The 12,098-nt window shown below is 54.9% G+C and carries 11 protein-coding genes; 10 read left to right on the top strand and 1 reads right to left on the bottom strand.

Annotated elements, in window-relative coordinates:
* Window positions 1–39 precede the first annotated feature (39 nt).
* The 9 genes from ACOTYN_RS05035 to rihA all read left to right on the top strand — a co-directional run bounded on the left by ACOTYN_RS05035 (window position 40) and on the right by rihA (window position 8,726).
* Complete coding sequence (locus ACOTYN_RS05035; RefSeq protein WP_014883007.1) at window positions 40–1,086, top strand: PhoH family protein; 1,047 nt, start codon at window positions 40–42, stop codon at window positions 1,084–1,086.
* Window positions 1,083–1,550: an rRNA maturation RNase YbeY gene (gene ybeY, locus ACOTYN_RS05040; protein WP_008501052.1), complete on the top strand. Its 468-nt coding sequence runs from the start codon at window positions 1,083–1,085 to the stop codon at window positions 1,548–1,550. The genes ACOTYN_RS05035 and ybeY overlap by 4 nt, the downstream gene beginning before the upstream one ends.
* 89 nt (window positions 1,551–1,639) lie before the next feature.
* Window positions 1,640–2,518 carry a CNNM family magnesium/cobalt transport protein CorC gene (corC, locus tag ACOTYN_RS05045; protein WP_014883006.1) on the top strand — a complete coding sequence of 293 codons (879 nt, stop codon included), beginning with the start codon at window positions 1,640–1,642 and terminating at the stop codon, window positions 2,516–2,518.
* Between the two features lie 5 nt (window positions 2,519–2,523).
* Window positions 2,524–4,062, top strand: a complete 1,539-nt coding sequence (gene lnt, locus ACOTYN_RS05050) for an apolipoprotein N-acyltransferase (protein WP_032637192.1) — start codon at window positions 2,524–2,526, stop codon at window positions 4,060–4,062.
* Window positions 4,063–4,463: 401 nt separating this feature from the next.
* Window positions 4,464–5,369: an amino acid ABC transporter substrate-binding protein gene (locus tag ACOTYN_RS05055; protein ID WP_332956559.1), complete on the top strand. Its 906-nt coding sequence runs from the start codon at window positions 4,464–4,466 to the stop codon at window positions 5,367–5,369.
* A 155-nt stretch (window positions 5,370–5,524) separates the two neighbouring features.
* Window positions 5,525–6,265, top strand: coding sequence for a glutamate/aspartate ABC transporter permease GltJ (gltJ, locus tag ACOTYN_RS05060; protein WP_014883003.1), 741 nt, complete (start codon window positions 5,525–5,527; stop codon window positions 6,263–6,265).
* Window positions 6,265–6,939, top strand: a complete 675-nt coding sequence (gene gltK / locus ACOTYN_RS05065; RefSeq protein ID WP_014883002.1) for a glutamate/aspartate ABC transporter permease GltK — start codon at window positions 6,265–6,267, stop codon at window positions 6,937–6,939. The genes gltJ and gltK overlap by 1 nt, the downstream gene beginning before the upstream one ends.
* The gene (locus ACOTYN_RS05070; protein WP_014883001.1) at window positions 6,939–7,664 is read left to right on the top strand and encodes an amino acid ABC transporter ATP-binding protein; all 726 of its coding nucleotides are present in this window, start codon (window positions 6,939–6,941) and stop codon (window positions 7,662–7,664) included. Before gltK ends, ACOTYN_RS05070 begins: the two co-directional genes overlap by 1 nt.
* 120 nt (window positions 7,665–7,784) lie before the next feature.
* Entirely contained in the window at window positions 7,785–8,726 is a 942-nt protein-coding gene (rihA, locus tag ACOTYN_RS05075) for a pyrimidine-specific ribonucleoside hydrolase RihA (protein ID WP_332956555.1), read from the top strand.
* A gap of 79 nt (window positions 8,727–8,805) precedes the next feature.
* Here rihA and ACOTYN_RS05080 read toward each other — a convergent pair whose 3' ends face one another.
* Complete coding sequence (locus ACOTYN_RS05080) at window positions 8,806–9,288, bottom strand: zinc ribbon-containing protein (RefSeq protein WP_248082797.1); 483 nt, start codon at window positions 9,286–9,288, stop codon at window positions 8,806–8,808.
* A 214-nt stretch (window positions 9,289–9,502) separates the two neighbouring features.
* Between ACOTYN_RS05080 and leuS the strand changes: the two genes are divergently transcribed.
* Window positions 9,503–12,085: a leucine--tRNA ligase gene (gene leuS, locus ACOTYN_RS05085; RefSeq protein ID WP_023338167.1), complete on the top strand. Its 2,583-nt coding sequence runs from the start codon at window positions 9,503–9,505 to the stop codon at window positions 12,083–12,085.
* Window positions 12,086–12,098: the final 13 nt, after the last annotated feature.

A 12,098-nucleotide genomic window follows, 5' to 3' on the forward strand; every position in this document is an offset into this window, starting at 1 on the left:
GGTGGCAGCGGGTCAGCTAACCAATCAAAGAGGAACAGTTTGAACATAGATACGCGTGAAATCAGCCTAACGCCCGCAGACAACGCTCGCCTGCTGAGCCTGTGCGGACCGTTTGATGACAACATCAAACAACTGGAGCGACGTCTGGGTATCGAAATCAATCGTCGCGATAATCACTTCAAACTTACCGGACGCCCTATCTGCGTCAATGCGGCTGCAGATATCCTGCGCAGCCTGTATGTCGATACCGCCCCGATGCGCGGCGAAATTCAGGATATCGAACCGGAACAAATTCACCTCGCCATTAAAGAGGCGCGCGTGCTTGAGCAGAGCGCGGAAAGTGTGCCGGACTACGGTAAGGCCATCAACATCAAGACCAAGCGTGGCGTCATTAAGCCGCGTACGCCAAACCAGGCGCAGTACATCGCCAATATTCTCGACCACGACATCACCTTCGGCGTGGGGCCGGCGGGTACGGGTAAAACCTATCTGGCCGTTGCCGCGGCGGTGGATGCGCTGGAACGTCAGGAAATCCGCCGTATCCTGCTGACCCGTCCGGCGGTGGAAGCGGGTGAAAAACTGGGCTTCCTGCCGGGCGACCTTAGTCAGAAGGTCGACCCGTATCTGCGTCCTTTATACGATGCGCTGTTTGAGATGCTCGGCTTTGAGAAGGTCGAAAAGCTGATTGAGCGTAACGTGATTGAAGTGGCCCCACTTGCCTACATGCGTGGTCGCACGTTAAACGACGCGTTCATCATTCTTGATGAAAGCCAGAACACCACCATCGAACAGATGAAGATGTTCCTGACGCGTATTGGCTTTAACTCGAAAGCGGTCATTACCGGTGACGTTACCCAGATCGACCTGCCGCGCAGCACCAAATCCGGCCTGCGCCACGCCATTGAAGTGCTGGCCGAAGTCGATGAAATCAGCTTTAACTTCTTCCACAGTGAAGACGTGGTACGCCATCCGGTAGTTGCGCGCATCGTTAACGCCTATGAAGCCTGGGAAGAGGCGGATCAAAAACGCAGGGCCGAACTGGCCGCAGAACGTAAGCGCGACGCGCAGGAGCAAGAACAGAAATGAGTCAGGTGATCCTCGATTTACAGCTGGCCTGTGAAGACAATTCCGGTATGCCAGATGAGGCACAGTTTCAGAAATGGCTGGATGCCGTTATCCCCCAGTTTCAGGAAGAATCAGAAGTGACGATTCGCCTGGTGGATGAGGCAGAAAGCCATGAGCTTAACCTGACTTACCGTGGGAAAGATAAGCCAACCAACGTGCTCTCTTTCCCGTTCGAAGCCCCGCCGGGTATCGAGATGCCGCTGCTGGGGGATCTGATCATCTGCCGTCAGGTGGTTGAACAGGAAGCCAAAGAGCAGCAAAAGCCGCTGGAAGCCCACTGGGCGCATATGGTGGTGCATGGCAGCCTGCATCTGCTTGGCTACGATCATATTGAAGATGACGAAGCGGAAGAGATGGAGTCCCTCGAGACAGAGATAATGCTTGCTCTGGGCTATGAGGATCCGTACATTGCCGAGAAAGAATAGTCAGTTAACTTACTGACGACTATGCCGCCGCGCAGGGAATTCGCGTGGCGGTAAATGTTGAACTAACAAGAGAACCCTTAACAAACGCCATGAGCGACGACAATTCACACAGTAGCGACACGACAAACACTAAAAAGGGATTTTTCTCCCTCATTCTGAACCAGCTTTTCCACGGCGAACCCAAGAACCGTGATGAACTGCTGGAGCTGATTCGTGATTCCGGGCAAAACGACCTTATCGACGAAGATACGCGCGAAATGCTCGAAGGGGTGATGGACATTGCTGACCAGCGTGTTCGCGATATCATGATCCCCCGCTCGCAGATGATCACCCTGAAACGTAACCAGACCCTGGACGAGTGCCTCGATGTGATCATCGAATCCGCCCACTCGCGTTTCCCGGTCATCAGCGAAGATAAAGATCACATCGAAGGGATTTTGATGGCGAAAGATCTGCTGCCGTTTATGCGCAGTGATGCCGAAGCCTTCAGCATGGAAAAAGTGTTACGCCAGGCCGTGGTTGTGCCGGAAAGTAAACGTGTGGACCGGATGCTGAAAGAGTTTCGCTCTCAGCGTTACCACATGGCGATTGTTATTGATGAATTTGGCGGCGTTTCCGGACTGGTCACGATCGAGGATATTCTTGAGCTGATCGTGGGTGAAATCGAAGATGAGTATGACGAAGAGGAAGATATCGACTTCCGTCAGCTCAGCCGCCACACCTGGACCGTGCGCGCGCTGGCCTCGATCGAGGACTTCAACGACGCTTTCGGCACTCACTTCAGTGATGAAGAGGTCGATACCATTGGCGGGCTGGTGATGCAGGCCTTTGGCCACCTTCCGGCGCGCGGTGAAACCGTTGACATCGACGGTTACCAGTTCAAAGTGGCAATGGCCGACAGCCGCCGTATTATACAGGTTCATGTCAGAACGCCGGACGACTCACCGGTGCCAAAACTGGAAGATTAATGTAAATGGCATTTGCCCCATTACTTGAACGCCAGCGCGTCCGTTTGCTGCTGGCGCTGTTACTCGGAGCCAGCGGTACGCTGGCTTTTTCTCCTTACGATATCTGGCCTGCGGCTATTCTCTCCCTGATGGGGCTTCAGGGTCTGACCCTGAACCGGCGTCCGGTACAGGCTGCCGCCATCGGTTACTTCTGGGGACTGGGGCTCTTTGGCTCCGGCATTAACTGGGTCTACGTCAGCATCGCCCAGTTTGGCGGTATGCCGGGCCCGGTTAACGTCTTCCTGGTCGTCCTGCTCGCGGCATATCTCTCACTGTATACTGGTCTGTTCGCAGGGATCCTTTCCCGCCTGTGGCCTAAAACCACCTGGCTGCGCGTCGCCATTGCCGCGCCGGTGGTCTGGCAAATCACCGAATTCCTGCGCGGTTGGGTACTGACCGGCTTCCCGTGGCTGCAGTTCGGCTACAGCCAGATTGATGGCCCGCTGAAAGGCCTGGCCCCGGTCATGGGCGTTGAGGCAATCAACTTCCTGCTGATGGTGGTGAGCGGCCTGCTGATGCTGGCGCTGGTCCAGCGCTGCTGGAAACCGTTCGCTGTGGCGCTGGTGCTGTTCGCCCTGCCCTTCCCGCTACGGTATATCCAGTGGTTCACGCCTGAGCCCGAGCGCACCATGCAGGTTTCTATGGTGCAGGGAAATATCCCGCAATCTATGAAGTGGGATGAAAAAGAGCTGCTGAACACGCTGAAGATCTACGCCAACGCCACCGAAGAGGTGATGGGTAAATCGCAGCTGATCATCTGGCCGGAATCCGCCATTCCCGATCTGGAGATCAATCAGCAGCCGTTCCTGAACATGATGAACGACTTGCTGCTGGCTCGCGGCAGCACGCTGATTACCGGGATTGTCGATGCGCGTCTGAATCAGCAGAACCGTTATGACACCTACAACACCATCATTACGCTCGGCAAAGACAGCGAATACAGCTACAACTCCACGGATCGGTACAACAAGAACCACCTGGTGCCGTTTGGTGAATTTGTTCCGCTGGAGTCAATTCTGCGCCCGCTGGCTCCGTTCTTTGATCTGCCGATGTCCTCCTTCAGCCGTGGCCCGTACGTACAGCCCCAGCTGCATGCGCACGGCCTTGCCCTGACGGCGGCCATCTGCTACGAAATCATTCTCGGCGAGCAGGTTCGCGATAACTTCCGCCCGGATACCGACTACCTGCTGACCATCTCCAACGATGCGTGGTTCGGTAAATCTATCGGCCCGTGGCAGCATTTCCAGATGGCGCGTATGCGTTCTCTGGAGCTGGCGCGCCCATTGCTGCGCAGCACCAACAACGGCATCACCGCCGTGATTGGTCCACAGGGTGAAATCCAGGCCATGATCCCGCAGTTCACCCGTGAGGTGTTGACCACAAAAGTCACACCAACCACCGGCCTGACGCCGTATGCCCGCACCGGTAACTGGCCGCTGTGGATCCTGACCGCGCTGTTCGGTTTCGGTGCCGTGCTGATGAGCCTGCGTCAGCGTCGTCGCTAATCTTACCTTCTGTTGCCGGGTGGCGCTAACGCTTACCCGGCCTACATTTTGACTCCCGTAGCTCGGGTAAGGCGTAGCCGCCACCCGACAAATTCCTTCCAGTGCCAAATCTGGCACGCCTGTTGCTTTGTATATTCACGCAAACGCAGTTTGGCTTAACGTGCAACCTTGTCGCACCAGCGTAGATCATCGGTAGCACCGAAACGGTGCAACGGGAGATATTTGCCTCTGAATGGTGCGGCGCGCTTCGCAAAAATAAACAATAACGCAGCAAAATCTTTACATTAAGCCAGACTAAATGTTAACAAGCTTGCATAACACTGCACTCGCATCGCGCGAGATATAACAACATCACAATGGGTATCAATGCGTCACTGGCGCTGATAAGAAAGGAGTTGGGTATGCAATTACGTAAACTGGCCACAGCAATGCTGGTTATGGGAATGTCTGCCGGCGTGGTTCACGCTGAAGATGCTCCAGCAGCAGGCAGTACTCTCGACAAGATTGCCAAAAACGGCGTCATCGTGGTCGGCCACCGTGAATCTTCCGTCCCGTTCTCTTACTACGACAACACGCAAAAAGTCGTGGGCTATTCACAGGATTACTCCAACGCCATCGTTGAAGCTGTGAAGAAAAAGCTGAACAAACCTGACCTGCAGGTGAAGCTGATCCCAATCACTTCACAGAACCGTATTCCACTGCTGCAAAACGGCACCTTTGATTTTGAGTGTGGCTCTACCACCAACAACCTCGAGCGCCAGAAACAGGCCGCTTTCTCTGACACCATCTTCGTCGTGGGCACCCGTCTGCTGACGAAGAAAGGCGGTGATATCAAAGATTTTGCTGACCTGAAAGGCAAAGCGGTCGTCGTAACGTCCGGTACCACCTCAGAAGTACTGCTGCACAAGCTGAACGACGAGAAGAAAATGGATATGCGCATCATCAGCGCGAAAGACCATGGCGACTCCTTCCGTACCCTGGAAAGTGGCCGTGCCGTCGCGTTTATGATGGATGACGCCCTGCTGGCGGGTGAGCGTGCGAAAGCGAAAAAACCAGACAACTGGGACATCGTCGGCACCGCGCAGTCAAAAGAAGCTTACGGCTGCATGCTGCGTAAAGACGATCCGCAGTTTAAGAAGCTGATCGATGACACTATCGCCCAGGTACAGACTTCCGGCGAAGCGGAAAAATGGTTCGACAAATGGTTCAAGAACCCGATTCCACCAAAAAATCTCAACATGAACTTTGAACTGTCTGATGACATGAAAGCGCTGTACAAATCTCCAAATGACAAGGCTCTTAACTAATTAGAACAACAGGGGCGGGATCTCCTGCCCTCTCGATTGTCGGGAAGCATGGACAGACTATACGTTGAGTGGTCGTTCCCCACTCAGCGCGAAAAATGAGCTTCTCACCAATCTTCGAGGGTAGCGCTGCTACCCTTTTTTTTCTGGAGTTTATTATGTCAATAGACTGGAACTGGGGCATATTCCTGCAACAAGCCCCGTTCGGCAACACCACCTATCTTGGCTGGCTGTGGAGCGGCTTCCAGGTCACCGTGGCACTATCGATAACAGCGTGGATTATCGCGTTTCTTGTCGGTTCGCTGTTCGGTATTCTGCGCACCGTCCCTAACCGTTTTCTTTCAACACTGGGCACTCTCTATGTGGAACTGTTCCGTAACGTTCCGCTCATCGTGCAATTCTTTACCTGGTATCTGGTTATCCCGGAACTGCTGCCGGAAAATATTGGTATGTGGTTCAAGTCGGAGCTGGATCCAAATGTGCAGTTCTTTGTCTCCTCCATGATGTGTCTGGGGCTGTTTACCGCTGCGCGCGTTTGTGAGCAGGTGCGCGCCGCCATTCAGTCATTACCCCGCGGACAAAAAAATGCGGGTCTGGCGATGGGTCTGACCCTGCCGCAAACCTACCGCTACGTGCTGCTGCCTAATGCCTACCGCGTTATCGTGCCACCGATGACCTCGGAGATGATGAACCTGGTGAAAAACTCGGCCATCGCCTCCACTATCGGCCTGGTCGATATGGCGGCCCAGGCGGGCAAGCTGCTGGATTACTCCGCTCACGCGTGGGAATCCTTCACCGCGATCACGCTCGCGTATGTTCTGATTAACGCTTTCATCATGCTGGTGATGAACCTGGTTGAACGCAAAGTACGCCTGCCGGGCAATCTGGGGGGCAAATAATGTACGAATTTGACTGGAGTTCTATCGTTCCTTCCATGCCTTACCTGCTGGATGGCCTGGTGATTACCTTAAAAATCACCGTTATTGCCATCATCATTGGTATCGTCTGGGGCACCCTGCTGGCGGTGATGCGCCTGTCGAGCTTTAAGCCACTCGCCTGGTTTGCAACCGCCTACGTTAACGTGTTCCGCTCCATCCCGCTGGTGATGGTGCTGCTGTGGTTTTACCTGATTGTTCCGGGCTTCTTACAGAACGTGCTGGGACTGTCGCCGAAAACCGATATCCGCCTGATCTCGGCGATGGTGGCGTTCTCGATGTTTGAGGCCGCTTACTACTCAGAGATTATCCGCGCGGGCATTCAGAGCATCTCCCGCGGGCAATCCAGCGCCGCGCTGGCGCTGGGGATGACGCACTGGCAGTCCATGCAGCTGATTATTCTGCCGCAGGCGTTTCGCGCCATGGTTCCGCTCCTGCTGACCCAGGGCATTGTGCTGTTCCAGGATACCTCGCTGGTGTATGTCCTGAGTCTGGCAGACTTCTTCCGTACCGCGTCAACCATCGGTGAACGTGATGGTACGCAGGTCGAGATGGTGCTCTTCGCGGGCGCGGTCTATTTTGTGATTAGTTTAAGCGCGTCGCTGTTGGTCAGTTGGCTGAAGAAAAGGACGGTATAATGATTTCCCTGAAAAATGTTTCTAAATGGTATGGGCACTTTCAGGTGCTGACCGACTGCTCCACGGAAGTGAAAAAAGGCGACGTGGTGGTGGTGTGCGGCCCGTCCGGTTCCGGTAAGTCCACGCTGATCAAAACCGTTAATGGTCTGGAACCTGTGCAGCAGGGCGAAATTGTTGTTAACGGCACCAAAGTGAACGACAAAAAAACCAACCTTGCCCAGCTTCGCTCTCACGTTGGTATGGTGTTCCAGCACTTTGAGCTGTTCCCTCACCTCTCCATCATCGAGAACCTGACGCTGGCGCAGGTGAAAGTGCTTAAGCGCGATAAAAAAGCATCGCGTGAGAAAGGCCTTAAGCTTCTGGAGCGCGTTGGGCTTTCTGCACATGCCGATAAGTTCCCGGCGCAGCTTTCGGGTGGTCAGCAGCAGCGTGTCGCGATCGCCCGCGCGCTGTGTATGGATCCGGTGGCAATGCTGTTTGATGAGCCAACATCGGCACTCGATCCAGAGATGATCAACGAAGTGCTCGACGTTATGGTCGAGCTGGCGCACGAAGGGATGACCATGATGGTGGTGACGCACGAAATGGGCTTCGCCCGTAAAGTGGCCAACCGCGTCATCTTTATGGACGAAGGGAAGATCGTGGAAGACTCGCCGAAAGAAGAGTTCTTCGCGAACCCGAAATCCGAACGTGCAAAAGATTTCCTCGCCAAAATCCTGCATTAATCTTCTCAGTGCGCAATCTGCGGATTGCGCACTGCCTCACGCTTTCGCGCTCTTGTTCTCGTCGGCGTCACATTGCAGCGTTAACCTTGTCACAAAATAACGCTACGTATGGAGAACGCTATGGCACAGCCTATTATTCTCGATTGCGATCCGGGTCATGATGACGCCATTGCTCTCGTCCTCGCTCTTGCCTCCCCTGAACTGGACGTAAAAGCGGTTACCTCATCCGCCGGAAATCAGACGCCGGATAAAACCTTGCGCAACGTGCTGCGCATGCTGACCCTGCTCAAACGCATCGATATTCCTGTCGCTGGCGGGGCCGTGAAACCGCTGATGCGCGAGCTGATCATTGCGGATAACGTTCATGGCGAAAGTGGACTGGACGGCCCTGAACTGCCGGAACCGGGCTTCACGCCACAAGGCTGCACCGCCGTTGAGTTGATGGCGAAGGTGCTGCGCGAAAGTGCAGAGCCCGTGACGCTGGTGGCTACAGGTCCGCAGACGAACGTGGCCTTGCTGCTTAACAGCCATCCAGAACTGCACGGTAAAATCGCCCGGATCGTCATCATGGGCGGCGCAATGGGGCTCGGAAACTGGACGCCAGCCGCGGAGTTCAATATCTATGTTGACCCTGAAGCCGCAGAGATCGTTTTCCAGTCCGGTCTGCCGATTGTGATGGCGGGGCTGGATGTGACGCATCGGGCCCAAATTATGGCAGACGATATTGAACGCTTCCGCTCTGTGGGTAATCCGGTGGCAACGACTGTGGCAGAACTGCTCGACTTCTTTATGGAGTACCACAAAGCCGAGAAATGGGGCTTCCATGGCGCACCGCTGCATGACCCGTGCACGATTGCCTGGCTGTTGAAACCTGAGATGTTTACCACGGTTGACCGCTGGGTTGGTGTGGAAACGCAGGGGAAATATACCCAGGGAATGACGGTGGTGGATTACTACTCGCTGACGGGGAACGAGCCGAATACTGCGGTGATGGTGGATATCGACCGGGAAGCGTTTGTAGATTTGCTGGCGGAGAGACTGGCTTACTATAGTGCGGCCTGATGCCCTCACCCCACCCCTCTCCCACGGGGAGAGGGAGCAAACACTAAAAACGGCAACAGGGTTGCCGTTTTGCTTTTACCTAGGGCTCAAACGGCCGGCGCTGGAACTGGTCGTGACCGCATTTCGGGCACAAGGGCAGCACCTCCGGCGTATACACCGCGATGTGGTGATGACATTTCTCACACACCAGATTTCCCAACCCTACCACTTCGCCGCTGTGGTACACACCGTGATGGTTCAAATCCTGAAACACCTCGCGCCACTCAAGCTGCGTTTTATCGGTGATATCCGCCAGCTCCTGCCACAGGCTCTCTTTGATCACCCGCATAAACACGCTGTCCGAGACCTCTTGCTGGCTTTCCTGATAGCTGCGCGCAAACTCTTCCAGGTCACGACGTACCGCACGCGTCACCTCTTCCACTTCGGTTCGCGTTAACTCACCCGTTTGCGTCACGCGGGCACGCGCCTGTTCGACCAGCGCATCAATATCACGCTCGCCGTTACGCAGCCGCTCCGTCAGTGTCGCCACCAGCTCGCGGTAAAATTGAGCAACCTTGTTCATCATTTTGCCTCCCGGGTAAGTAACTAACTCTAATAATAGACCTTATTTCACCGCCGCTTTGTCAGGTGAAGCACAGACCCGGTAAATTCCTGCAAAGTGCTTTTGTGCGAAAGGCTGTTTTGACGCGGACGTTTGGGCTATGCTATGCGGATCTGAATTACCACATCCATTGGCTACATTTGTAGCTGTATTAAAAACAGGACCACTGGCTGCCATGCAAGAGCAATACCGCCCGGAAGAGATAGAATCAAAAGTCCAGCAACACTGGGACGAGAAGCGCACCTTTGAAGTAACCGAAGACGAGAGCAAAGAGAAGTATTACTGCCTGTCGATGCTTCCCTATCCTTCTGGTCGACTACACATGGGCCACGTGCGTAACTACACCATTGGTGATGTGATCGCCCGTTACCAGCGTATGCTGGGCAAAAACGTGCTGCAGCCTATCGGCTGGGATGCGTTCGGCCTGCCGGCAGAAGGTGCAGCAGTAAAAAACAATACGGCACCGGCACCATGGACGTACGACAACATCGCGTACATGAAAAACCAGCTCAAAATGCTGGGCTTCGGCTATGACTGGAGCCGCGAGCTGGCGACCTGCACCCCGGAATATTACCGCTGGGAGCAGAAATTCTTCACTGAGCTGTACAAAAAAGGCCTGGTATACAAGAAGACGTCTGCGGTTAACTGGTGCCCGAATGACCAGACCGTTCTGGCAAACGAGCAGGTTATCGACGGTTGCTGCTGGCGCTGTGACACCAAAGTTGAGCGTAAAGAGATCCCGCAGTGGTTTATCAAAATCACCGCTTACGCTGACGAGCTGCTGAACGATCTGGATAAACTGGATCACTGGCCTGACACCGTTAAGACCATGCAGCGCAACTGGATCGGCCGTTCTGAAGGTGTGGAAATTACCTTCAACGTTGAGAACTACGACCAAACGCTGACCGTCTACACCACCCGTCCGGACACCTTTATGGGGGCGACCTATCTGGCCGTGGCCGCAGGTCACCCGCTGGCGCAGAAAGCGGCAGAGAACAATCCGGAACTGGCAACTTTCATCGACGAATGCCGCAACACCAAAGTGGCTGAAGCCGACATGGCGACGATGGAGAAAAAAGGCGTTGATACCGGCTTTAAAGCGATTCACCCGCTGACGGGTGAAGCTATTCCTGTCTGGGCGGCGAACTTTGTGCTGATGGAATACGGCACCGGTGCGGTGATGGCCGTTCCGGGACACGATCAGCGCGACTACGAGTTTGCCACCAAATATGGCCTGACCATTAAGCCGGTGATCCTGGCCGCAGACGGTTCTGAACCCGACCTGTCTGAGCAGGCATTGACCGAAAAAGGCACCCTGTTCAACTCCGGCGAATTTAGCGGACTGAGCTTCGAAGAGGGCTTCAATGCCATCGCTGACAAGCTGGCCTCGCTGGGCGTAGGTGAGCGTAAAGTCAACTTCCGTCTGCGCGACTGGGGCGTTTCCCGTCAGCGCTACTGGGGCGCGCCAATTCCAATGGTGACCCTTGAAGACGGCACCGTGATGCCGACGCCAGAAGATCAACTGCCGGTGATCCTGCCGGAAGATGTGGTCATGGACGGCATCACCAGCCCGATCAAAGCCGATCCTGAGTGGGCGAAAACCACCGTTAACGGCCAGCCTGCGCTGCGTGAAACCGACACCTTTGACACCTTTATGGAGTCTTCCTGGTATTACGCACGCTACACCTGTCCGCAGTATCAGGAAGGCATGCTGGATTCTGACGCGGCCAACTACTGGCTGCCGGTAGACATCTACATCGGTGGCATCGAACACGCCATCATGCACCTGCTCTACTTCCGCTTCTTCCACAAGCTGATGCGCGATGCTGGCATGGTGAATTCTGACGAACCAGCCAAACAGCTGCTGTGTCAGGGCATGGTGCTGGCTGATGCCTTCTACTACGTTGGCGCGAACGGCGAGCGTAACTGGGTGTCTCCGGTGGACGCGATCGTAGAGCGCGACGAGAAAGGCCGTATCGTGAAGGCGACAGACGCTGAAGGTCATGAGCTGGTTTATACCGGCATGAGCAAGATGTCCAAGTCGAAAAACAACGGTATCGACCCGCAGGTGATGGTTGAGCGTTACGGTGCAGATACCGTGCGTCTGTTCATGATGTTTGCCTCTCCGGCTGACATGACGCTGGAGTGGCAGGAATCCGGTGTTGAAGGCGCGAACCGCTTCCTGAAACGCGTCTGGAAACTGGTTTACGAACATACCGCACAGGGTGATGCTCCGGCGCTGAACGCTGCTGCCCTGACGGAAGATCAGCAGGCGCTGCGTCGTGATGTTCATAAAACAATTGCAAAAGTCACCGATGATATTGGTCGTCGTCAGACCTTCAATACCGCAATTGCGGCTATTATGGAACTGATGAACAAGCTGGCGAAAGCCCCGCAGGATGGCGAGCAGGATCGTGCCTTAATGCGTGAAGCGCTGCTGGCCGTCGTTCGCATGCTGAACCCGTTCACGCCACACGTCAGCTTTACTCTGTGGCAGGAACTGAAAGGCGAAGGCGATATCGACAACGCGCCGTGGCCGGTTGCGGACGAAGCAGCAATGGTGGAAAACACCACGCTGGTGGTAGTCCAGGTCAACGGCAAAGTGCGCGGTAAAATTACCGTGGCGGTCGACGCAACCGAAGAACAGGTTCGCGAGCGTGCAGGCCAGGAACCTCTGGTCGCGAAATATCTTGAGGGCGTTACCGTACGTAAAGTGATCTACGTACCCGGTAAACTGCTCAATCTGGTCGTTGGCTAAGCGCGGGAGGAAA

This window comes from Enterobacter cloacae complex sp. IR5458 (assembly GCF_049238025.1).
GTDB lineage: Bacteria > Pseudomonadota > Gammaproteobacteria > Enterobacterales > Enterobacteriaceae > Enterobacter > Enterobacter kobei.